We start from the raw sequence: 20,899 nt of genomic DNA, 5'->3' as shown, positions 1-20,899 counted from the left end.
TCCGGCCTTCCGTTATCGCCGCGGGACCGGGACGCGGCCCGGCCCTGTCGCGTGCATCACGCCGCGACGAGCGACCGCATCACCGAGGCGAGTTCATCGCCGCTCTTTTCCTCGAGATCGTGGGACACCGTGCCCGACGGCTTGGCCACGATACCGTCGGCCCCAAGCTCGCGCGCCTTCGCGGCATGCGGCGATCCCTGAACCGTCACCGAGGACAGCATGCAGATCTTCGCCCGCGTCTTCAGCTTCGCGTGGCGCAGGAATTCGAGACCGTCCATCACGGGCATCTCGATATCGAGAAGGATCAGGTCCACCTCCGGGGTAGTCTCGAGCTTGTCCAGCGCATCCTGACCGTTGGATGCTTGCGCCACGACCTTGAAATCGGGAAGCGACTGAATGAAGCTCGACACATAGAGCCGCATCATCGCGGCATCATCGACGATCATCACGTTGTACTTGTGCGCCATTCCGGCCTCCGTTTGGGAAAGCGGATCCGCGCCGGCGGCGCGGATCCATGTCTCAGAACATTTCGTATCCGCGTTCGTCATGGTCGCCCGCGCGGGCCGCGGCCTTTGCCGCGCCATTGGCATGCCCGTTCGCGTGACCGTTGGGCTTGGCCGACGGCACTGCCGCGCCATGCATCAGCGCCTGGATCTGGCGCATCAGTTCCGGCGGCAGCGCGGCAAGATCGGGCATTCCGCCGGGGTCCGCCATCGTGATCTCGCGCAGCCGGAACTTGCGGATCTCCGTGGTCATGGCCTTCGTGGCCGCGGTCATTTCCGCCGCAGTCGCGGACAACTCGTCGGCCTGCTGGCTGGTGGACAGGGCCGTCCGCGCGACATCGCCGATGGCCTGGTTGATCTGCTCCACGCCGCGCGACTGCTCTTCCGACGCGCTGTTGATGTCGCGGACAAGCGATTTCACCTTCTCGATATCCTGAGCGATCCGGTCGAAGGCCTCGCTCGTTTCGCTGGCCAGCCGCACGCCGACGCCGACCCGGTCGGTCGCGTTCTCGATCAGGTCCGAGGTTTCCCGCGCGGCCTTGGCCGACCGCCCGGCAAGGTTGCGGACCTCCTGCGCGACGACGGCGAAGCCGCGACCGTGCTGGCCCGCGCGGGCTGCCTCCACAGCGGCGTTCAGCGCCAGAAGGTTGGTCTGGAACGCGATTTCGTCGATCACCTTGATGATCTTGGCGATGTCGGCAGAGGAAGAATTGATGTCCTGCATGGCGGCCACCATCGCGCCGACCTTTTCGCTGCCCGCTTCGGTGACCTTGGACGCCGCATTCACCAGCTTGTCGGCACGCGACGCGGCCTCGGCGTTGGCCTTGACCTGTGAGTCCGTTTCTTCTGCCGAGGCAGAGACCTGGTCCACCGATGCCGACGTGATCTGCGAATTCTCGGCCAGTGCGTTCGACGCCTCGTTCATCTGGCTCACGGTCTGGCCGACCTGGTCCACCTGCGCCGAGATCTCTGTGAACACCCTGTTCAGGCTGGCGAAAGCGCGATCCAGGGATTCGATGATGCCAAGGTACTCGCCCTCGAAGCCGGTCTTGTCGACCTCCCGGTCGAGACGCCCGGCAACCATCGCATCGGACAACTCGGCGATTTCGCCAACGACAAGGCGGAACTTGTCGCGCACCTTGGTGAGTCCCTTGGTGATGAAAGCGCGCTCGTCGTCGAATTGCGGGATTTCGGTGTCGAAATCCCCCTTTGCAAAGCCGTCGATCGTCGCCAGCACACGCTTCTTGGTGTTGATGTGACCGGCGACCATCTTGTTGACGTTGCGGGCCGTTTCCTGCAGCTCGCCATCGAACAGGTTTTCGTCGATGCGCGCACGGATTTGCCCGTCCATATGCGCCTCGGCCATGTCGTTGATCGCGGACTGCAATGCGGCGATCGCAACGTGACTGATATCGTCCCATTCGACGAATACCGAGTCGAGGCTTCCGTCCGCACGCAGGATCGGCGTCGCGTTGAAGGCCATCTTCACGCCGCCGATCGTGAACTTCGCGGCATGCGGCTCACGCATCCCGCGCAGGATCTCGTGTTGATATGCAGGGTTCTTGTGGAAAACGTCGATGGATTTCCCGACAAGTTCATCGGCACGAAAATTCGGCAGATCCGTACGCAGGTCAGCCTCGACACGACGCAGCATGTCGCGCGCCGAGCGGTTGACGATCCGGATGATGTGATCGCTGTCCGACACCATGACCGGTTTGCTGAGGTATTCGAGCGTTTGCGACACGTCGAACCCCTCGAATTGGTGCTTTCTGTTGGCTTCGCTCATGGGTCTGGTCCTTTTTCGGGTGCGGTCGCTGGGCGCGGGCTTCTGATATGGCTGGTCCGGTACACCGGGGCCCGTCTCGGCGGGTCGCGGCGTTGGATCGTCGACGGCGTCAGGTCGGCCCATCAAGGCGCCCTCGGGCTTATGCCGATCGTCCCTGGAGGTATCGGTCATGTCGGTCCTTTCTTCGTGGTCCGGACCGGTCAGGCCGTCGCGAGATGCGGCAGCGCCACATCGACGTCGGAAACCAGCACTTTTTCGTCGAGAAGGATCGCAACCCGCTCGCCGATCCGCCCGAGTCCACGCACCACGCCGGGACGGTCCGAGGACCGGAAGCTGGTGGCCTTGTCGATCCGGTCGGCGGGGATCTCCAGCACCTCGCTCACGCCGTCCACGATCAGCCCGATGGGGCTGTCCCCGAGATCGAGCACGATCACCACGGTGCGTTCGTCGTAATCCTTCTCGGCGATCCCGAAGCGCAGGCGCACGTCCATCAGCGGGATGACCTTGCCGCGAAGGTTGATCACGCCCTTGATGAACTTCGGGACATCGGGCACGGACATGATCCGTTGCATGCCGACGATTTCGGTCACGACGCTGATGGTTACGCCGTAATCCTCGTCCGCGACGGAAAAGGTCAGGAACATGTCGGCGATGTTGTCGCGCTCCTGCGACCCGCGATCTGCATCGTGATCGGCCGGTTTCCTGTCGGCCAGCAATTCGGTCATGATGTTCTTCCTTCCATGACATCAACCGCCCGCGGGGCAGCGAAGTTCGACATGCGGGCCTGCCTATCGGACTGGCCCACGGTGGACAGCAGCGCGGCCGCCATGTGATCCAGCGGAACCTGCCGTTCCACGGCCCCGTTTTCCCACGCTGCAAGAGGCATGCCGTAAACCGTGGACGACGCTTCATCCTGTCCCAGCGTGCGCGCGCCGGCGGCGCGCATCGCGCACAGCCCGTCGGCGCCGTCGCGGCCCATGCCGGTCAGGATCGCCCCCGTGGCGCGACGCCCCGCGATCTCGGCGATGGAATGGAACAGCATGTCGACCGACGGGCGGGAATAGCACACCGGATCGCCCTCGGTCATTCGCACGATGAGATCGGCACCTTTGCGGTCGAGAACCATGTGGCGCTGCCCGCCCGGGGCGATCAGTGCGAGACCGGGTTCCAGCCGGTCGCCATCCGCGGCTTCGCGCACGTCGATGCGGCAGAAACGGTCGAGGCGTCGCGCGAAAGCGCCGGTGAAGCTTTCGGGCATGTGCTGCACGATGACGATGGCCGGGACATCGGTGCGGAAGCATTCGAGGATATGGGACAGCGCCTGCACCCCACCCGTCGACGCGCCGATGCCGATCATCCAGTCCGTAGGCGACGGGGCGGCGGCGTCCTGGGGGCACCCGGTGCCACGCACCGACGCGCGGCGCATCGCGGTTTCCATCCTGTCCCGCGCGCCAGGCGTGCGGGCGATCCGCGCGGCCGCGTGCACGGCATCGACGACCTCGTGCATCACGGAATCCAGCCCTGACCCCACGCCGAGGCTGGGCTTCGCGATGACCTCCACGGCACCGGCCTCCAGCGCCTCGATGGCCCTGATCGTGCCGGGGCCGGTCTGCCCCGAGATGACGACCGTGCCGATCGGGCGATGGCGCAGGTAGGTCCTCAGGAATGTCAGTCCGTCCAGCCCGGGCATCTCGATATCCAGCGTCACGACGTCGGGCATCCGGGCATGGATGATCTCTTCCGCCTGTGCCGCGCTCGATGCGGTGCCGATGATCTCGATGCCCGGCACGTTCCCGAGCCCGAGTGTCAGAACCTTGCGGATCATCGCGCTGTCATCGACAATGAGTACCTTGGCCGGCCTGTCCGCAGCGGTCATTCCGCTCTCCTGTAGATGCCGGTGGACACGTTGATCCACGGCGTTCCAAGATCGCGGATCGGCTCGGTCACGCTGGTGACAAGCCACCCGCCCGGCTCTGTCACCGCGTGGATCGCGTTGAGTGTGTTGATCTGGTCGCTTTTGTCGAAATAATACAGAATGTTACGGCAGAACACGACCTGGAAGGCACGGCTGAACGGATAGGGCCGCGCCTTCAGATTCATGCGCCGGAACGTGCAGACATTGCGGATCTGCTCGGTCACGCGAAACTGTTCGATGCCCGTCGGCGTGAAATACTTGCGTAGCATTGCCGGGGGTGTGTGGGCCAGTTGGCGCTTGGCATAGACGCCCAGTTCCGCACGCTCCACCACCGGCGCGCTGATGTCGGTCCCAAGGATCAGAAGCTTGTCGAGGAATGACGGCCCCAGCTTTTCGGCGGCGATCATCGCGACCGAATACGCCTCGTCACCGGTGGATGCCGCGGCGCTCCAGATGCGGACCTGGCTGCGATCGGCCAGCCGCGGCAGGATGTGTTCGGCGACCTTGTCGAGAACCTCCGCCTCGCGGAAGAAGAACGTGTGGTTCGTCGATGCCGCGTGCATCACGGCAAGCTGGATCGCCTCGTTGTCATCATTCAGCAGCCCCGCCGCCAACTGGTCGAGATCGCCGCAGTTGAAGCAGCGCAGCACCCGCGACAGCCGCTGGCGCAGCAGTTCCGACTTGCCGTCGGCATACACGATCCCGCACCGCGTGCTGAGCCAGTCGCGAATGCGGTCATACCCGGCCTGATCCGATGCGATCATCTGCCGCCTCCTGCTGCCAGCCGTTCGCAATCCAGCACCACGGCGACCTCTCCGGTGCCAAGCAGCGCGCAGCCCCAGCTGGCGCGAATGCCCGCAAGTGCGCCGACCAGCGGCTTCATCACCACCTGCTGACGGTCCAGCACCTCGTCCACCGGAACGGCGATCGGTCCGGCATGGGTGGCGAACACGATGGCCACGGTGTCCGTCAGCGGCGGCAGTCTTTCCGGCATCTCGGCGTAGAAATGCTCGAGCCGGCAGACCGGCACATAGACCTCCCGCAGGAGCATCATCTCGGACCCGTTATCCGCCGCGACATGGAGCACCTCGGTCGTGTCCGGTTTCACGATTTCCTGGATGTCCTCGACCGGAACGGCGAAGAGCCGCGTTCTCTGGCGCAGGATGATGCAGTCCAGAAACGCCAGCGATACGGGGATGTGCAGGGCCACGCGCGTGCCCTGCCCCGGCGCGCTGTCCACCATGATGCGCCCGCGCAGGTCCTTCATGGTCGTGTTCAGCACGTCCATCCCGACACCCCGGCCGGACAGCGTCGATACGCTTTCGGCGGTGGAGAAACCTGGTTCGAAGATCACCTTCCACAGGACAGCACCCTCGGGTTCGTCATCGGGACCGAACATCCCTCGCTCGCGGGCCTTGCGGAGGATCGTATCGCGGTTCAGCCCGCGCCCGTCATCCGACACGACGATCCGCACCTCGCTGCCGACCTGCGCGGCGGACAGGGTGATGCGACCCTTCGCCGGCTTTCCCGCCCTCGCTCGGTCTTCCGGCGGTTCAAGACCGTGATCGGCGGAATTGCGCAGGACATGCAGCAGCGGATCGTAGAGACGATCCGACACCAGCTTGTCCACCAGTGTATCGGACCCTTCGACCACCAGTTCGATCTGCTTGCCGGTCTCGCGCTCCATCTCGCGGATCATGCGGCGCAGGCGGCGGAAGACCTCGTCCACCGAGACGAGCCGCAATTCGGTCGCCGCATCCTGCACCTCGCGGACCAGCATCGTCAGCCGGTGCACGGCGCCGTCGAAATTGGCAAGGTCGAGACCGGCGAGATCGGGCGAGTTCACCGTTTCCGACACGCTCAGCGACAGTTCTCCCAGCAAGTCCATCAGGCGGCTGATCTTTCCCGAAGACACCCGCATAAGCGCCGAGCCGGATGCGGACTCGCCTGCAATTTCGGCCTCTTCTGCCATGGGACCACTCCAGACTTCACAATGCGCGCCGCGGCGCAGGCAGGCAGAAGCCCTGCCCGCGACCGGACACGGCGGACACCGTTCCGCGCGTACAGGGCTGCCCTATGCTGCCGGCCAGGCAGGAAACGGGCCAAGTGGCCGGGCTACGCAGCGTCTTCGTCGCCGCGTTCGAAATTGAAGATGCAGACCCCGTCGAAACCCGTGGATTTGAACAGGAAAGTCTTCTTCATCGTATCCACGAACCCGCCGTAGTTCTTGTCGAACATCTTGAGGTCTGCCATCGACGCGAAGAACACATTGACCGAGATGTCGCCGTCCTTGCTGATCAACACCGTCAGCCCCGACAACTTGCAATTGGGGATGGCGTTGCCCAGCGTTTCCGTCACGAACGGTGCCGCGATCTGGGCGGCGTCCAGACTTGGGAACTTGAGATGGTATGTTTTCGAGAGCATGACTTTTGCCTGCCGTTGTCTGACGTACACAATCATGGTCAACGACCGCGGCCTGCGTAATGTGAGGCACGACGGCAGAGATAATTTCCGCGCCTCTCCCGCAGGAACATCACGGGTGCAACGCGGCCGTGCGGCGCCGCACGGACCCGCCGCACACGCCCGGACACGTGGCGCGATCGGACCTGTCGGAGAATTGGCGGTTTCCTGCCGACCACGCGGGCGTGTCGTGTTTCCGACACGCCCTGCCACGACAGATTGCCCCCTATGGCCCGAACAACGCCGTCTTTCCGGGCCGTTTTAGCGCCAGGCACGAAAATTCTTTTCGACCTCACTTGGCACACAACTTGCTTCTTCCGCGGCATCGAGAAGGAGAACGCCATGGATGCCGTTGCGATCATCGCGCAAGAGTTCACCGCCGCCGCAGCCCTGCAGTATCTGCTGGCCCGCCGCCGCATCGCCTTGGACGCCACCCCACAGGCAGGCAGCAGACCGGCGGTCCTCGTATCTTCCGCAGCCTACGAAGCACGGCTCGACAGCCCCCGGGCGCTGGTCGATCATGCCCGCGCGATCGGCGCGGCGCGGATCGTCGTGGTCCATGAAAACGCAGCCGCGCTCCGGGTGACGCAGGACATGGGCGGGCGGCTTGTCCGGGTCGATCTTCCCGTATCGGGCACGGCGAACCCGGTGCATGACGGCGGACTTCTTGCGCTGGCCGATCTCGTGGGGGCTGATCTCGGGGCGATGGTCGCGGCCGACGTGGCGACGGGTCGGCTGATCGACATGGCGACGCGCGTGGGGCGTTCGGATGTGACCGTGTTCGTCAACGGGCCCACGGGCAGCGGCAAGGAGGTGCTGGCACGGCGCATTCATGCCGCGTCGCGGCGCGCGGGCGCCCCGTTCGTCGCCATCAACTGCGCGGCGATCCCCGAGAACATGCTGGAGGCCATCCTGTTCGGCCACGAGAAGGGTGCCTTCACGGGTGCGTCGGCGCCGAACAAGGGAATCGTGCGCGCCGCCGACGGCGGGACCCTGCTGCTCGACGAGATTTCCGAAATGCCCATGGGTCTTCAGGCCAAGCTGCTGCGCGTGTTGCAGGAACGGGTCGTCACACCGCTTGGGGCGCAAAAGGAAGTGCCGGTCGATATCCGGATCGTCGCCACCTCCAACCGCGACATGATCGCCGAGATCGCCGCGGGCCGGTTCCGCGAGGACCTGTTCTACCGGCTCAACGTGTTTCCCCTGTCCACGCAGGCGCTGTCGCAACGGCCCGACGACATTCCCGCGCTAGCCGTGACGATGATCCGCCGCCATTGCCCCGCCGACGAACAGCTTCCCCTTCTGACATTCGAAGCCTGCAAGACCCTCATGGAGCACGACTGGCCGGGCAACGTGCGCGAACTGGAAAACGTCATGCAGCGCGCGCTGGTGCTGCGCATTGGCGACCGCATCACGCCCGAGGACATCATGATCCATGCCGGCACGGCGCTGATGCGCATGCCCGACATGCCCGCAAGCCTGCAACTCGCGGCGCGCGTGGCATAAGCCGGAGCCGGACATGACCATTTCCTCCGTCACCGGGCCAACCACGCTCGCCTCCGTTGCCGCGGCCGGCACGCGCGCGCCGCAAGCCCCCGTGCAAACCGGGACGACAGGCGGGCCGAGCTTCATCGAGCGGATGCAGGGCGCGCTGGAACAGGTTGCCGATGCGCAGAAGCAGGCGTCGGACAGCGCGCGCGCCTTCGAGACGGGGGCCACCGACGATCTGGCGGCGGTGATGGTGGACCAGCAGGTCTCCTCGCTCGGTTTCCAGCTCACGATGCAGGTGCGCAACAAGGCGCTGACCGCCTATCGCGACATCATGAACATGCCGGTCTGAAAGACCGGATTGCAGGCGAGATACGATGGATAGTACCGCTGCACCGCTTCCGCAGACCCGCTCCGCCGGCGCGTTGGCACGGGCGCGAAGGACGCTCGAACAGGCGACCGGGTTCACCCGTCAGCCTGCGATCCGACGCGCGATGCCCGCCATCCTGCTGTTGTCCGCCGCAGTCATCGGGGCGGCTGTCTATCTCATGATGGCGCAGCCGGATCGCGTGACGCTCGCCACCGGCCTGCCCGAGGCGGAGAAGGCCAACGCAATGCAGCTTCTGACGACGGCTGGAATCGATGTCGTGCTCGACGAGGCCACTGGCGAATTGCGGGTCGCGCAGGCGGATTATCACCGGGCGCGCATGCAGCTTGCCGCAGAAGGTCTGCCGCAGGCAGTGGCCGACGGCTTCTCGATGATTTCGGACATGCCCATGGGCACCAGCCGGTCCGTCGAAGGCGCGCGCCTGCGGCGCATGCAGGAACTCGACCTCGCGGCATCCATCGCCGAATTGCAGCCCGTATCGGCGGCGCGGGTCCATCTGGCGCTGCCGGAACGCACCGCCTTCATCCGGGACACCGAACCGCCCCGCGCATCGGTCATCGTGCAGCTGGCGCCGGGCCGGTCGCTCGATGCGGGTCAGGTGCGCGCGATCGTCAGCCTTGTGTCTACGTCGGTGCCCGGCATGGCGCAGGATGCAGTATCGGTCGTGGACCAGGCCGGGCGGCTTCTGTCGCAGGACGCCTCGGACCCCCTGCAGGAACGCACCGGCACCCAGCTTGCGCATCAGGCCCGGCTCGAAGCCCAGTACCGGGCCCGGATCGAAGCGCTCATCACACCTTTGGTCGGCATGGGCAACGCCGCGGTCGAGGTCGCACTCGACATGGATTTCACCCGCTCCGAGATCATGAACGAACGGTACGATCCCGACGGCCGGGCCCTGCGCAGCGAACAGGAAAGCATCGACCAGACCCGCGCGCAGCCCGCCGTCGGCGTGCCGGGTGCCATCGCGAACACGCCCCCGCCGGTGGCCGAACTGGAAGCCGAGCAGGCCGCCGAGGCCGAAGAGGCCGGCGAAGAGGGCGAGACGACGAACCGCCATTCCAGCTTCACCCGCAACTACGAGGTCAGCCGCAGCGTGGAAACGATCCGGCCCGCCGCGATGGCCGTGTCGCGCGTGCACGCGGCGGTCCTGCTGCGCAGCCCGCCGCCCGGCCCGGACGGGGCACCGACCGACATGCCCGCGGAAACCGTGACCGCCATCGAGAACCTCGTGCGCACCGCGGTCGGGTTCGATGCGGCCCGCGGGGATGTCGTGACCGTGTCCAGCGGCGCGTTCGTCGATCCCTTCGCGGGGATGGATCCGAAATGGTACGAGGCCGGCTGGATACCGGGCGCGGGACGCCAGCTTCTCCAGTTCGCCGCGCTGGCCGTGATCGTTCTGGGCGTGGTGCGCCCGCTGCTGAACCGCGTGCTTCTCGCCGCGCCGGACATGACCGCCACGGACGATGCGACGGGCGCGCCCGGCAACGCGGATGCCGTCGAGGTCAAGGAGGGCGAAAGCCTGACCGATCTGCGGCGGCGGCTCAACCAGCCGGGCCTGCAGGGGCGGCTCAGCTACGACGAGAAGGTGACATTCCTGCGCGGCATCGCAGAGACCGAAAGCAGCCGCATCGCCACCGTCTTCCAGTCGATGATCGACACCGAAAAGGACATGGTCCCATGATCGCCGAAGATGTCCCGCTCAGTTCCCGTCCGGGCAGCCTGACGCTCGCGCAGCTCACCGGTACCCAGAAGACGGCAATCATCATGCTGCTCTTCGGCGAGGAGGGCGCCGCCAACATCCTGCGGCGCATGACCCCGCAGGAGGTGCAGATCATCGGCACGGCGATGTATACGGTCCGCGGGCTCGACCACGCGACGGTGGATGCCGTGCTGGACGAATTCCTTGACAGTCTCGGGGCGCAGACGACCGTCGGGGTCGGCGCGAACGCCTATGTCCGCGACGTGCTCAACGCGGCACTCGGCAGCGACAAGGCGCAGTCCGTTCTCAGCCGCATCACGCCCAGCAGCGGCGAGCGCCCGATCGAGATCCTCGACTGGATGGACGCGAGCGCCGTGGCGGAACTGATCTATGACGAACACCCCCAGATCGTCGCGCTGATCGTCGCGTCGCTGCAATACCACCAGGCCGCCGAAGTGCTGTCACTGCTGCCCGAGAACATCCAGCCCGACATCATCAACCGCATCGCCAACCTGACCACCGTCCAGCCCGACGCGCTGCGCGAACTCGAACAGGTGATGCAACAGAAGTTCAAGGCGAACACGACCCTGCGCGCCTCGCAGATCGGGGGGATCAAGGCCGCGGCGCGCATCATGAACTTCACGCGGCAAGGGGTCGAGCAGCGGATCATGCGCGAGATCCGCAAGGACGACAAGGACCTCATGCAGTCGCTTCAGGACAACATGTTCGTCTTCGAGAATCTCGGGAAATCCAGTGACCGTGCGCTGCAGACGCTGCTGCGCGAGGTGGATCAGGACCTGCTGGTGCTCGCGCTCAAGGGCGCGGATGAAAAGCTGCGCACGCGGCTACTGGGCTGCATCTCGTCGCGGGCCGCGGCCAACATCCTCGACGAGATGGACGGGATGGGCCCGGTGCGCCTGTCCGAGGTGCGCGAGGCCCAGAAGGAAATCGTCGCCATCGCGCGGCGGATGTCGGACGCCGGTACCATCGTGCTGGCCGGTCGCGGCGGCGAGGAAATGGTCTGAGGTATGGACATGGCGCAAAGCCCCAAGGAAGACGGCGCCGCCCGCGTGATCGGTGCGGCCGAGGTGATGAAACTGGTGCGCGAAGCCGACGCCGCGGGATTTGCCCGGCGCGCCGGTTTCGATACCGCACCGGATCGGGCCTTTCGCAAGCGCGATCCGCTGGCAGGGGCGCAGCGCCTTGTGTCGCCCTCCGACCCTGTCGGGCCGCGCGCCGGTACGGACAAGCCTCCGACCGGCACGCCTACGGCCGGGACACCAAACACCGGCGATGGGATGCCGGCCCGGCCCGACGCACCCGCCGCGCCGGACCCTGCCGCATTGCAGGCGCGCTATGACGAGGGCCACGCCGAAGGCTTCGAACAGGGCTATTCGGCCGGGTCCGAAGAAGGCCGCATTTCCAGCTGGAACGCGGGCCATGACACGGGCCGGCGCGAGGCCGAGGCGGAGTTGCAGGCCGCGCGGGACGCATTCCTGCAAGCCGCGGCGGCCCTGACCCGCGATGACGCCATCGACCTGGGGGCCTTGGTGCCTGCCCTGACGGACGCGATCCGGCAGCTCGCGTCCCAGCGCGCGGGACAGGCCATCGACGACATGCCCGGCCCGTTTCTCGATCGGATCGAGACGCTGGCACACCAGGCCCGGCAGGGGCTCGAGACGGTGAGCATCCGGCTCAACCCCGAAGACCACGCGGCCATCGCACCGCATCTCCCGTCCGCGCCGCTCGTGGCGAAATCGCGGCTCACGGCGGACCCGGATCTGGGCCGCGGCGACGTGGCCCTGCGCGTGGGCAGCATCCGCCTGAACGACGTGATCGCCCCCGTTCCCCGCACAGAGGCCGACACATGACCCGCCTTACCGACAGGCTGACCGCCGAGCTGCGTGCCGCCGCCGTGATGCCCACCCCGGAATGGTCCGGGCGGGTGCAGCGTTACGACGGGCTGATCCTGGAATGTGCGGGGTTTCCCGCACCGCCCGGCAGCCAGTGCCGCATCGACACAAGCGACGGCGACACCGTCGCGGGCGAGGTGGTGGGCTTCTCGCAAGGGCGCAACCTTCTGTTTCTCGACCAGCCCGGCGCACGCATCGTCGCGGGCGCCGAGGTGCGGCTCGTGTCGGATGGCGGAGACGTGCCGGTCGGGCCCGGCCTGCTCGGGCGCGTGCTGGACGCCGACGGAAGCCCGCTCGACGACCTGCCGCCGCCCTTCACGCCGGATCGCTGGCCGCTTGCGGGGCGGACCATGAACCCGCTCAAGCGCACGCCCGTGGATACCGCGCTCGATGTCGGGGTGCGCGCCATCAACGCCGCCCTGACCGTCGGGCGCGGGCAGCGCGTGGGCATCATCGCCGGGTCCGGCGTCGGCAAGTCCGTCCTGATCGAGATGATGACCCGCAACACCACGGCCGACGTGATCGTCGTCGGCCTGATCGGCGAACGCGCCCGCGAGGTCGGCGCCTTCGTCAGCCACGTGATGACCGGCGAGGCGGCGGCGCGGCTTTGCATCGTGGCCGTGCCCGCCGACCGCTCGCCGCTGCTGCGACTGCGCGGCGCGCAGCGCGCCACCGCCGTCGCCGAGTATTTCCGCGCGCAGGGCAAGCAGGTGCTGCTGATCATGGACAGTCTGACGCGCGTGGCCCACGCGAAACGCGAGGTCGGCCTGGCCCTGGGCGAACAACCCACCGCCAAGGGCTATCCGCCTTCCGTGGTATCCATGATCCCGCAGCTTCTGGAACGCGCCGGGCCCGGTCTGCCGGGCGAAGGGGCGATCACCGCGTTCTACACGATCCTCGCCGACGGGGACGACACGAACGATCCGGTGGTGGACGGGGCGCGCGCGATCCTCGACGGGCATCTCGTGCTGTCGCGCAAGCAGGCCCAGATGGGGCTCTATCCCGCCATCGACATCCCGCAATCGGTCAGCCGCGTGATGAACGACGTGGTCGACCGGGATCACCGCGAGGCAGCCCGCAAGCTGCGGGCCTGCGTGGCCGACTACATGGACAACCGGGACCTGATGCTCATGGGCGGCTACAGCGCGGGACAGGATGCCGGGCTCGATGCCGCCATCGCGCTCTGGCCGGGCATCACGCGCCTGCTGCGGCAGGACGAACACGAACAGGCCGGTTTCGCCGAAAGCCGGGAACAACTTCTCGAACTCATGGGAGACGCCGGATGACCCGCAAGCAACGCCTCTATGATCTGATGGCCCGCAAGCAGAAGATCAGCCTCGCGGCCATGGCGGCAACCACCCGCACGACCGCCCGCCAGAGCGCCGACATGACGGCCACGATGGACCGCCTCGGCGATCTTCTGGCCGAAACGAAGGATGGGCTCGACCGGGTGCGGACCAAGGCCGACATGATCGCGGCGCACTGGATGGGGTCCGAACTCGCATGCCATCTCGACCGGACACGCGACCATGTCTTGCGGCTCGAAAGCGAACTGGTCGCTGCGCGCGCGAAGCTGGCACAGGCGGAACATCGCTGCGGCCTGTACGAAGACCGGGCCGACGCCGCACGGCGTGAAGCCCGCGACATGGCGGATGCGAGACGGCAGGCCGACCATGCCCCGCGCCGCAACGCCGCCGCCATCTGATCGCATTCGGGTCACATGGCACGGCTACGATCTTGGCACCGGACTTGCAGGGACGTGGGTGCGAAGCCGACGCTTCGGGATATCCGCAACCTCCCTCCAGCCGGGACCCGACCGGGGCATGGCCCATGATTGAGCTGTCCAACATTGCGCCCCGGCGGCCGCCCGAGGCGACCCCACCGATCGCGACCGACGGTGCACCCGCCCGGCGACACACGGCACAGCGGGATGGCTTTGCCGACATCTTCGCGGCCCTGCGCGACGATGCGCGCCCGGCTTCGGACACGCGGTGGCCGGACCGCGCCGGCGCCCCGCACGCGCAGGATGCGAGCACAGCGACTGCCGCCCAAGCCGACGCACCGGCATCGGACACGGAACGGATGGAGGACGGCGAGACCCACACCACGCCGCAGGCCGACGCCGCGCCGGACGACCCGGTCGCCGCGCCCGTGTCCGCCGATGCGCCGCACCAACTGGCGCCTCCCGGCGACGCGGCAGCGGCAGCACAACCGGATGAGACGATCCCAAGCCAACTTGTGACGCAAGGCCTGCCGGCCGGAAGGACGCCGCCGCGCACAACGACGGCCGCGGGCGACAGCGCAGGGCCCGCGCCCGACCAAGCCATGGCAAGTACGCTCGCCACCGCGGGGATGCCGCGCGGCACCGGCACGGCAGCCGGCACGGCAGCGGCACGATCACCCGGCGACGGACCCGATATGCCCGCGATACCGGCATCGGGTGGGCAGACTGCCCCAGCGGACGGTCGGGTTTCCACGCGCCCATTGGATTCCGCCACGCCCACCGACATGCCGCCCACTGAGGTCGACGGCGAAGCAGTGTCGGCACCCGCCGCCCACGGGACCACGCCGCGCGATACCGGCACCGGTGCCGCCACCGGGCCGCGGCCCGCGGAAACGGCAGCCATCGCCGCGACATCCGATCCGGTCCGGGACGGCGGATCCGACACGGGCGCCCCAGGCCCCGCCCCAGGCCAGGCCGCCACGGTACCGAACACGGCACAGGCCCCCGGCCCGGTAAGCCCCGCGCCATCGCCCGCCATGGCCCAGCCCCTGGCGGACCCGACCGGCAGACCTATGCCCGCACCGTTCCTGTTGCAGACCGAGGCTGCCGACTGGATGAACCGGCTGGTGGAGCGGATCGGCAGCGGCGTCCCGGCGGGGATCGACGAAATCGAATTGACCCTCACGCCGCGCAATCTCGGATCGCTGACGGTGCGGATAGATCTGCGCGATACCGCGGCGTCGGTCGCGATCGTGACCGAAACGCCCGAGGCCGCGCGGTTGTTCAACGACCAGCAGGGCAAGCTGGCAGAACTTCTGGGCCAGTCGGGGCTGAGCCTTGGCGACCACAGGGCAGGCACCGGCAGCGGTCCCGGGCTGGGGGGGCAAGGACCTGGTCGGGAAACGACACGTGGCGCCGCCGCGGCGGCGGAGGCACCGGCGGATGGGGCGGACATGCGCGCGGTCGCGCCACGCCGCGCCGGTCTGGTCGATCTTCTGGCATGAGAGGTGACGATAATGGTTGAAGCGGTGGCCGACCGGTCGGCAAGATCTCGGCGCGGGAATCTGCGCCTTCTCGGGATGGTGGTGGGCGGGCTTGTGCTCGTGGGGGGCGGTTTCGCGGGCGGCTATGTCTTCTCGAAACAGCAGGTATCCCCGGGAAAAGAGGTCGAACGCCTGCTCGGCCAGACCGCGCCGACACAGGACGCGGGCGACCCGGAACCGGAACGGGTCCCGCGCGATCTGCCCACGCAGGATGCGTTTCTCACGCAGTACTACGAATTCCCGGAACCTCTGACCACCAATCTGCGCGGATCGCGGCGGTTCCTGCAGATCGGCATCGGCGTATCAACGCAATACGACAAGCTGGTTCTCGACAACGTGCAGACCCATACGGTCGCCCTGCGGTCGGACATGCTGGCGATCATCAGCGGCTTCTCGGAGACCGACATCGAGGGCAAGGAGGGCCGCGACCGCCTCGCGGCCGCGATCCGTGACGCGATCAACGCGCGGCTCGAACGGCTCGAAGGGTTCGGCGGCGTCGAGGACGTGTTCTTTTCCACCTTCGTGATGCAATAGGACCGGACATGGCGCCCAAGCCGCACAAGCTCTCGTCAAACGAGGTGGCAGCCCTTTTCGGCGGGCTGATGGACAAGGACCAGGACACCGTCGACGCGGACGGCACCCGGCCCTACAGTTTTGGCCAGAACGACATGACCGTGATGGGCGATCTGCACGCGCTCAAGATGGTCAACGAACGCTTCTGCCGGATCGCGCGGGCGGTGTTCCTGCCGATGATCCGGCTGGCCCCGCGGATCTCGGCCTTTCCGCCGGAAATCAAGAAGTTCGCCGACTACAGCGATGAGCTGGAAAACTTCGTCAGCCTGACGATCAGCCGCATGCACGGGCTTCGCGGCAGCCAGCTCGTGATGGTTCCGCCCGCCTTCGTGTCGCTTCTGACGGAGGCGTATTACGGGGGCGCGGTCCGGTATCTGCCCAACCGCCGCAACGAGTTCACGGCCACCGAACAGCGGGTGATCGAACTCGTCACGGCGGGGCTCAACCGGGCGCTCGAAGTGGCCTGGCGCGACCTGCTTCCGGTGCAGTTCACCGTGCAGAGCCGCGAAGAGAACCTGCAATTCGCCAGTTTCGTCGAAGCCAACGAGATGATCGTGAACTGTTCGTTCATGGTGCAGTTGCCCGACACGGATCCCGCGCATTTCGACGTGATCTATCCGCTGCAATCCTTCCGCCCGATCGCGGCGCAGCTTCGGTCGCGGATGCAGTCGGAACTGGTGGACGAGGACACGACGTGGCGGGCCCGCCTGCGCGAAGCGATCCTGTCCGTCCCGCTGACGCTGAGCGCACAGCTGGCACAACCCGAGATCGCGCTGGGGCAGCTGATGCGCGCACGGCCGGGCGGCTTCGTGGCGGTCGATCTCGCACCGATGCCCATGGCGCTGGTCGATGGCCAGCCCGTTTTCGACGTCGAGATCGGCGAGCAGGCCGGGCGCGCCGCCGTCAGCCTCGGCCGACGGCACGAAACCTGACAACCGGAATGAGGAGCCCGAAAGCCATGGACGACGCAGGTCACCATCCCGCCTTGCCCGACGACAGCGACGCCGTCGACGGCGCAGGATTGAAGGCGCTGGAAAACATCAAGGTCCGCATGACGGTCGAAGTGGGCCGCACCGAAATTACGATCCGCGAGCTTCTGCGCCTGAGCGAAGGGTCGGTCGTGGAGCTCGACCGGCTGGCCGGCGACCCGCTCGATATCCTCGTCAACGGCACGCCGATCGCCAAGGGCGAGGTGGTGATCGTCGGAGAACGCTTCGGCATCCGATTCGGCGACATCGTGGACCCGAAGGAACGCGCCCAGTCGGTCTGATCTGGCACGATACATGCAACGTCGCCGTGTCTGCCTGACACGGGAAACATCGTCTTGGACCTTCTGACCACCGACCAGATCCTGACCGTCGCGGTCTTTCTCGGCCTGCTCGTGGCGGTGGCCGTCGTCGTGCGGGCGCGCGGCGGTGCCTTGCGCAGCCGCATTCATGCCGGGCGCCGGATGCAGGTGATCGAGGTCACGGCCATCGGCCCCGGTGAACGCGCGATCATGCTGCGGATCGACGACCGCGACTATCTTGTTCTCAGCGCCCGGCGGGGCGTGGCACAGGCCACCCCGCTGCCCAAAGGGCCCGTCCCGTCGGCGGAGGCGCCCCAATGATCCGCGCCCTTGCGATCCTTGTCACGCTCGTCGGTACCGGCACGGCCAGCGCGCAGGGGATGCCTGCGCTTGAACTGACACAAGGCGCGGACGGGACCACTTACAGCCTGTCGTTGCAGATCCTCGCGCTGATGACCGCGCTGACGGTGCTGCCATCGCTCGTGCTCGGGGCATCCGCGTTCACGCGGATCATCATCGTGCTGTCGATCCTGCGCCAGGCGCTTGGCACGCAGCAGACACCGCCCAACCAGGTGCTGATCGCCATCGCGCTGTTCCTGTCCTTCTTCGTCATGCAGCCCGTCCTGAGCGAGATCTACGACACGGCCGCATCGCCGTATCTGGACGGCACGCTGCCGGCGGGCGAGGCGCTGTCGCGCGGGCGCAGCATCATGTCGGCCTTCATGCTGGAAAACACCCGTCAGAACGACCTGCTGATGTTCGCCGATCTCGCCGGGCACGCGCCCTATGCCGAGGACGAAACCGTGCCGCTGTCCGTGCTTTTGCCCGCCTTCATGACGTCGGAGCTCAAGACCGCGTTCCAGATTGGTTTCCTGCTGTTCCTGCCATTTCTCGTGATCGACATGGTCATCGCGTCGATCCTCATGGCGCTCGGGATGATGATGCTGTCGCCGATGCTCGTCTCCCTGCCCTTCAAGCTGCTCCTGTTCGTGCTGGTCGATGGCTGGGCGCTGACCATGGGGTCGCTCGCCAGCAGCTTCATCGGGGGCTAGGCCGTGGATTTCGACGCCAATATCGAGCATCTGCAACTCGCCTACTGGAACATCCTGCTGACGGCGGGGCCGGTGCTGGGCGTGGCGCTGGTGGTCGGGCTGATCGTCGGGGTGCTTCAGGCGGCGACCTCGATCAACGAGGCGACGCTGAGCTTCGTGCCGAAGCTGGCCATCGTGCTGATGACGATGGCATTCTTTTCCGGCTTCATGCTGACGACGATGACCGATTACTTCGGCTACGTCTTCGAAACCATCGCGACGCTGCGCTAGCGGGATGGACCCGTTCGGCGATATCGGCGGCACGGCGTCCGCGCTTCCGGGGATGGAGCTGTCGGCGCTGATCGGGCTCCTGCTGCAATTCCTGTTCGGCATGCTGCGCATCGGCGCCTTCCTGATCGCGGCCCCCCTGTTCGGCGGCGCCTTCGTGCCGCTGCCGGTGCGCATCGTCGCAGCCGTGGTGCTGACGCTGCCGGTGATGGCCCGTGTCGAACTGCCCTCCCCGGAAACCCTGGCCACGCTTGGCGCAGTCCCCATGGTCGTTACCGAACTCGTGATCGGGCTTTCGGCCGGGCTGGTGCTGACGGTGCTGTTCGGCGCGGCGTCCATCGCGGGCGACCGGATCGCGACGACCGCGGGGCTCGGGTTCGCGTCGCAGATCGACCCGACGTCGGGCGGGCAGACTCCGGTCGTGTCGCAGATCTTCGCGCTGTTCCTTCTCGCGGTGTTCCTGGCCGAAGACGGGCATCTCGTGGCGCTGCACATCCTGCTCGACAGCTACACGGCCGCCCCCGCCGGCACGCCGCTTGCGCTGGGGGTGCTGGCCGCGGCCGGGCTGTCGGCGGCGGGGCGCATGTTCCTGCTGGGCATGCAGCTGATGCTGCCCGCGGTGTCGGTGCTGTTGCTGGTGAACGTCGTCGTCGGTGTCCTGACGCGGTCCGCGCCGCAGCTCAACATCTTCTCGTTCGGCTTTCCCGTCACGCTGATGGCCGCCATCGTCCTGCTTCTTATCGGGGCGCCCACGCTGGGGGTGGCGCTGTCCGATCTCGGCCTGTCCGCGAACGAGGCCGTCGCCGCCATGCTTGGGGCGCTGACCGATGGCTGAGGGCGAGGACGGCCAGGAAAAGACCGAAGAAGCGACGCCGAAGAAGCGCGAGGAAGCCCGCGAACGCGGACAGATCGCCACCTCCAAGGAGATGTTCGTCTTCGGCGGCATCGCGGGTGCCACGGCGATCCTTGCGCTGTCGCGCGGCCTGCTGCCGCAGCTCGCGGGCGACTGGGCGTCGTTCTTCGTGTTCGACAGTGCCACGCAGATGGACACGCTGATCCTTGACCGTCTGCGGAACGGGCTATTCCACGTGCTGGTCATTCCACTGGTGATCGCGCTGCCGCTGCTGGGCGTGACGCTGCTGACACAGGCGGCGGTCGGCGGGATCATCTTCGCGCCCAAGGCGCTCGGCTTCAAGCCCGAGAAGATCAGCCCCCTGAAGGGGCTCAAGCGCATGGTGTCGCTGCAGGCGCTGGTGGAACTGGCCAAGGCATTGCTGAAGGTGTCGCTGCTGGTCACCGCCGCGGCCGTGGTGCTGGGTCCGATGCTGCCCGCGTTCGACCGTATGGCGACCATGGCGCCGGGCGCGTCGGCGGCACTTCTTGGAACGGGGATCATCCGTGTGCTGTCGGCCTTGACCATCGCGCTCGCGATCGTGGGCGGCGTCGATCTGGCGTGGCAACTGCACAGCACGGGCAAGCAACTGCGCATGTCCCGCCAGGAGATCAAGGACGAGTCCAAGCAGTCCGAGGGGTCGCCAGAACTGAAGGGGCAGATCAGGCGGCTCCAGATGCAGGCCGCGCAGAAGGGTGCCGCGCGCCGCAAGGCGCTGGCGGACGTGCCAGATGCCACGGCGGTCATCACCAACCCCGTGCATTTCGCGGTGGCCCTGAAATATGTTCATGGCCAGCCCGGGGCGCCACGGATCCTTGCCATGGGGCGGGGCGCCATGGCCCATGACATCGTCGACCGGGCACGCCGCGCAGGGGTCACGGTGCTGCAGGCACCGCCGCTGGCGCGCGCCCTGTATTTCACGGGCGACATCGGCATGGAAATCTCCGAACGGCTCTACACGGCCGTGGCGGCGGTTCTGGCCCATGTCTACCGAATCGATAACGGAGAGGATGAGGACATGCCCGACATCGACCTTCCCGCGGATCTCAGGCTCGACGAGCACGGCCAGCCGTTGCCCGGAGCCGTCCGATGACCCGCCAACGCGGGCAACGCCGCCATCGCAGTCCGGGCGACGTGATCTCGACATGCGTCTTCGCGGTCATGGGGCTGTGGCTGGCCGGAACGGCAATGACCGGCACCGGGGCCCTGTGGCGCGACGGGATCGTATGGTGCGCGTCCATCGCAAGCCTGGCTGGTGCGCTACGATTCCAGATCGCACGGCTGGCGCATTTGATCCGAAGCAACGACCGCTGAATCCGGGCAATCCGGGGCTTACGGCTTTACCGCGTTCGCCCTGAACAATTCCTAACCTACTGATTCTCAGCGCAGATCACGCTGGAGCGCTGGT

At 66.9% G+C, this 20,899-nt stretch carries 24 protein-coding genes; 17 read left to right on the top strand and 7 right to left on the bottom strand.

Going from position 1 to position 20,899, the window contains the following annotated elements:
- Window positions 1-56: 56 nt before the first annotated feature.
- From DDE13_RS08310 to DDE13_RS08280, 7 genes are all read right to left on the bottom strand, one after another.
- Window positions 57-467: a response regulator gene (locus DDE13_RS08310; protein ID WP_111403344.1), complete on the bottom strand. Its 411-nt coding sequence runs from the start codon at window positions 465-467 to the stop codon at window positions 57-59.
- Between the two features lie 52 nt (window positions 468-519).
- A complete protein-coding gene (locus DDE13_RS08305; protein ID WP_162630914.1) occupies window positions 520-2,289 on the bottom strand; it encodes a methyl-accepting chemotaxis protein in 1,770 nt (589 codons plus the stop codon).
- 200 nt (window positions 2,290-2,489) lie between these two features.
- Window positions 2,490-3,014 carry a chemotaxis protein CheW gene (locus tag DDE13_RS08300; protein ID WP_111403340.1) on the bottom strand — a complete coding sequence of 175 codons (525 nt, stop codon included), beginning with the start codon at window positions 3,012-3,014 and terminating at the stop codon, window positions 2,490-2,492.
- Window positions 3,011-4,165, bottom strand: a complete 1,155-nt coding sequence (locus tag DDE13_RS08295) for a protein-glutamate methylesterase/protein-glutamine glutaminase (protein WP_111403338.1) — start codon at window positions 4,163-4,165, stop codon at window positions 3,011-3,013. The genes DDE13_RS08300 and DDE13_RS08295 overlap by 4 nt, the downstream gene beginning before the upstream one ends.
- Window positions 4,162-4,968 (bottom strand): CheR family methyltransferase, encoded by an 807-nt coding sequence (locus DDE13_RS08290; RefSeq protein ID WP_111403336.1) that lies wholly within the window; start codon window positions 4,966-4,968, stop codon window positions 4,162-4,164. The genes DDE13_RS08295 and DDE13_RS08290 overlap by 4 nt, the downstream gene beginning before the upstream one ends.
- Window positions 4,965-6,176 carry a chemotaxis protein CheA gene (locus DDE13_RS08285; protein WP_111403334.1) on the bottom strand — a complete coding sequence of 404 codons (1,212 nt, stop codon included), beginning with the start codon at window positions 6,174-6,176 and terminating at the stop codon, window positions 4,965-4,967. Before DDE13_RS08285 ends, DDE13_RS08290 begins: the two co-directional genes overlap by 4 nt.
- Window positions 6,177-6,319: 143 nt before the next feature.
- Complete coding sequence (locus DDE13_RS08280) at window positions 6,320-6,628, bottom strand: hypothetical protein (protein ID WP_111403332.1); 309 nt, start codon at window positions 6,626-6,628, stop codon at window positions 6,320-6,322.
- Between the two features lie 378 nt (window positions 6,629-7,006).
- Here DDE13_RS08280 and DDE13_RS08275 point away from each other — a divergent pair, with 378 nt between their 5' ends.
- The 17 genes from DDE13_RS08275 to DDE13_RS08195 all read left to right on the top strand — a co-directional run bounded on the left by DDE13_RS08275 (window position 7,007) and on the right by DDE13_RS08195 (window position 20,805).
- A complete protein-coding gene (locus DDE13_RS08275) occupies window positions 7,007-8,170 on the top strand; it encodes a sigma 54-interacting transcriptional regulator (RefSeq protein ID WP_111403331.1) in 1,164 nt (387 codons plus the stop codon).
- A 13-nt stretch (window positions 8,171-8,183) separates the two neighbouring features.
- The gene (gene fliE / locus DDE13_RS08270) at window positions 8,184-8,504 is read left to right on the top strand and encodes a flagellar hook-basal body complex protein FliE (protein WP_111403329.1); all 321 of its coding nucleotides are present in this window, start codon (window positions 8,184-8,186) and stop codon (window positions 8,502-8,504) included.
- Between the two features lie 25 nt (window positions 8,505-8,529).
- Window positions 8,530-10,221, top strand: coding sequence for a flagellar basal-body MS-ring/collar protein FliF (fliF, locus tag DDE13_RS08265; RefSeq protein ID WP_111403327.1), 1,692 nt, complete (start codon window positions 8,530-8,532; stop codon window positions 10,219-10,221).
- On the top strand, window positions 10,218-11,264 hold the full coding sequence (gene fliG, locus DDE13_RS08260; RefSeq protein ID WP_111403325.1) for a flagellar motor switch protein FliG: 1,047 nt from the start codon (window positions 10,218-10,220) through the stop codon (window positions 11,262-11,264). Before fliF ends, fliG begins: the two co-directional genes overlap by 4 nt.
- Before the next feature lie 3 nt (window positions 11,265-11,267).
- Window positions 11,268-12,110: a FliH/SctL family protein gene (locus DDE13_RS08255; protein WP_111403323.1), complete on the top strand. Its 843-nt coding sequence runs from the start codon at window positions 11,268-11,270 to the stop codon at window positions 12,108-12,110.
- A complete protein-coding gene (locus DDE13_RS08250; protein ID WP_111403321.1) occupies window positions 12,107-13,438 on the top strand; it encodes a FliI/YscN family ATPase in 1,332 nt (443 codons plus the stop codon). The genes DDE13_RS08255 and DDE13_RS08250 overlap by 4 nt, the downstream gene beginning before the upstream one ends.
- Complete coding sequence (locus tag DDE13_RS08245; RefSeq protein ID WP_111403319.1) at window positions 13,435-13,857, top strand: hypothetical protein; 423 nt, start codon at window positions 13,435-13,437, stop codon at window positions 13,855-13,857. Before DDE13_RS08250 ends, DDE13_RS08245 begins: the two co-directional genes overlap by 4 nt.
- Before the next feature lie 125 nt (window positions 13,858-13,982).
- On the top strand, window positions 13,983-15,380 hold the full coding sequence (locus tag DDE13_RS08240) for a flagellar hook-length control protein FliK (protein ID WP_111403317.1): 1,398 nt from the start codon (window positions 13,983-13,985) through the stop codon (window positions 15,378-15,380).
- 12 nt (window positions 15,381-15,392) lie between these two features.
- Window positions 15,393-15,953: a flagellar basal body-associated FliL family protein gene (locus DDE13_RS08235; RefSeq protein WP_111403315.1), complete on the top strand. Its 561-nt coding sequence runs from the start codon at window positions 15,393-15,395 to the stop codon at window positions 15,951-15,953.
- A gap of 8 nt (window positions 15,954-15,961) precedes the next feature.
- Complete coding sequence (gene fliM, locus DDE13_RS08230; protein WP_111403313.1) at window positions 15,962-16,924, top strand: flagellar motor switch protein FliM; 963 nt, start codon at window positions 15,962-15,964, stop codon at window positions 16,922-16,924.
- 26 nt (window positions 16,925-16,950) lie between these two features.
- Complete coding sequence (gene fliN, locus DDE13_RS08225; protein ID WP_111403311.1) at window positions 16,951-17,262, top strand: flagellar motor switch protein FliN; 312 nt, start codon at window positions 16,951-16,953, stop codon at window positions 17,260-17,262.
- Window positions 17,263-17,316: 54 nt separating this feature from the next.
- A complete protein-coding gene (locus DDE13_RS08220; RefSeq protein ID WP_162630913.1) occupies window positions 17,317-17,601 on the top strand; it encodes a flagellar biosynthetic protein FliO in 285 nt (94 codons plus the stop codon).
- Window positions 17,598-18,332 carry a flagellar type III secretion system pore protein FliP gene (gene fliP, locus DDE13_RS08215; RefSeq protein WP_111403307.1) on the top strand — a complete coding sequence of 245 codons (735 nt, stop codon included), beginning with the start codon at window positions 17,598-17,600 and terminating at the stop codon, window positions 18,330-18,332. The genes DDE13_RS08220 and fliP overlap by 4 nt, the downstream gene beginning before the upstream one ends.
- A 3-nt stretch (window positions 18,333-18,335) precedes the next feature.
- A complete protein-coding gene (gene fliQ / locus DDE13_RS08210) occupies window positions 18,336-18,602 on the top strand; it encodes a flagellar biosynthesis protein FliQ (protein WP_111403305.1) in 267 nt (88 codons plus the stop codon).
- Between the two features lie 4 nt (window positions 18,603-18,606).
- Entirely contained in the window at window positions 18,607-19,434 is an 828-nt protein-coding gene (gene fliR, locus DDE13_RS08205; RefSeq protein WP_111403303.1) for a flagellar biosynthetic protein FliR, read from the top strand.
- Complete coding sequence (locus DDE13_RS08200) at window positions 19,427-20,584, top strand: EscU/YscU/HrcU family type III secretion system export apparatus switch protein (RefSeq protein WP_111403301.1); 1,158 nt, start codon at window positions 19,427-19,429, stop codon at window positions 20,582-20,584. Before fliR ends, DDE13_RS08200 begins: the two co-directional genes overlap by 8 nt.
- Window positions 20,581-20,805 carry a hypothetical protein gene (locus DDE13_RS08195; RefSeq protein WP_111403299.1) on the top strand — a complete coding sequence of 75 codons (225 nt, stop codon included), beginning with the start codon at window positions 20,581-20,583 and terminating at the stop codon, window positions 20,803-20,805. The genes DDE13_RS08200 and DDE13_RS08195 overlap by 4 nt, the downstream gene beginning before the upstream one ends.
- The last annotated feature ends 94 nt before the right edge of the window (window positions 20,806-20,899 follow it).

It is taken from the genome of Meridianimarinicoccus zhengii (genome assembly GCF_003254465.1).
Taxonomy (GTDB): Bacteria; Pseudomonadota; Alphaproteobacteria; order Rhodobacterales; family Rhodobacteraceae; genus Meridianimarinicoccus; species Meridianimarinicoccus zhengii.
The sequence above is the reverse complement of the archived record's forward strand: the minus strand, read 5'-3'. Positions and strand labels throughout refer to the sequence as shown.

What these genes read in the sequence shown, in the direction of transcription:
- DDE13_RS08250 (WP_111403321.1), top strand. Translation starts at nt 12,107, where the DNA reads ATGACCCGCCTTACCGACAGGCTGACCGCCGAGCTGCGTGCCGCCGCC.
- DDE13_RS08275 (WP_111403331.1), top strand. Translation starts at nt 7,007, where the DNA reads ATGGATGCCGTTGCGATCATCGCGCAAGAGTTCACCGCCGCCGCAGCC.
- DDE13_RS08240 (WP_111403317.1), top strand. Translation starts at nt 13,983, where the DNA reads ATGATTGAGCTGTCCAACATTGCGCCCCGGCGGCCGCCCGAGGCGACC.
- DDE13_RS08285 (WP_111403334.1), bottom strand. Translation starts at nt 6,176, where the DNA reads ATGGCAGAAGAGGCCGAAATTGCAGGCGAGTCCGCATCCGGCTCGGCG.
- DDE13_RS08280 (WP_111403332.1), bottom strand. Translation starts at nt 6,628, where the DNA reads ATGCTCTCGAAAACATACCATCTCAAGTTCCCAAGTCTGGACGCCGCC.
- DDE13_RS08295 (WP_111403338.1), bottom strand. Translation starts at nt 4,165, where the DNA reads ATGACCGCTGCGGACAGGCCGGCCAAGGTACTCATTGTCGATGACAGC.
- DDE13_RS08195 (WP_111403299.1), top strand. Translation starts at nt 20,581, where the DNA reads ATGACCCGCCAACGCGGGCAACGCCGCCATCGCAGTCCGGGCGACGTG.
- DDE13_RS08290 (WP_111403336.1), bottom strand. Translation starts at nt 4,968, where the DNA reads ATGATCGCATCGGATCAGGCCGGGTATGACCGCATTCGCGACTGGCTC.
- fliG (WP_111403325.1), top strand. Translation starts at nt 10,218, where the DNA reads ATGATCGCCGAAGATGTCCCGCTCAGTTCCCGTCCGGGCAGCCTGACG.
- DDE13_RS08200 (WP_111403301.1), top strand. Translation starts at nt 19,427, where the DNA reads ATGGCTGAGGGCGAGGACGGCCAGGAAAAGACCGAAGAAGCGACGCCG.
- fliF (WP_111403327.1), top strand. Translation starts at nt 8,530, where the DNA reads ATGGATAGTACCGCTGCACCGCTTCCGCAGACCCGCTCCGCCGGCGCG.
- DDE13_RS08255 (WP_111403323.1), top strand. Translation starts at nt 11,268, where the DNA reads ATGGACATGGCGCAAAGCCCCAAGGAAGACGGCGCCGCCCGCGTGATC.
- DDE13_RS08235 (WP_111403315.1), top strand. Translation starts at nt 15,393, where the DNA reads ATGGTTGAAGCGGTGGCCGACCGGTCGGCAAGATCTCGGCGCGGGAAT.
- DDE13_RS08305 (WP_162630914.1), bottom strand. Translation starts at nt 2,289, where the DNA reads ATGAGCGAAGCCAACAGAAAGCACCAATTCGAGGGGTTCGACGTGTCG.
- DDE13_RS08245 (WP_111403319.1), top strand. Translation starts at nt 13,435, where the DNA reads ATGACCCGCAAGCAACGCCTCTATGATCTGATGGCCCGCAAGCAGAAG.
- DDE13_RS08310 (WP_111403344.1), bottom strand. Translation starts at nt 467, where the DNA reads ATGGCGCACAAGTACAACGTGATGATCGTCGATGATGCCGCGATGATG.
- fliP (WP_111403307.1), top strand. Translation starts at nt 17,598, where the DNA reads ATGATCCGCGCCCTTGCGATCCTTGTCACGCTCGTCGGTACCGGCACG.
- fliM (WP_111403313.1), top strand. Translation starts at nt 15,962, where the DNA reads ATGGCGCCCAAGCCGCACAAGCTCTCGTCAAACGAGGTGGCAGCCCTT.
- fliR (WP_111403303.1), top strand. Translation starts at nt 18,607, where the DNA reads ATGGACCCGTTCGGCGATATCGGCGGCACGGCGTCCGCGCTTCCGGGG.
- fliN (WP_111403311.1), top strand. Translation starts at nt 16,951, where the DNA reads ATGGACGACGCAGGTCACCATCCCGCCTTGCCCGACGACAGCGACGCC.
- fliE (WP_111403329.1), top strand. Translation starts at nt 8,184, where the DNA reads ATGACCATTTCCTCCGTCACCGGGCCAACCACGCTCGCCTCCGTTGCC.
- DDE13_RS08300 (WP_111403340.1), bottom strand. Translation starts at nt 3,014, where the DNA reads ATGACCGAATTGCTGGCCGACAGGAAACCGGCCGATCACGATGCAGAT.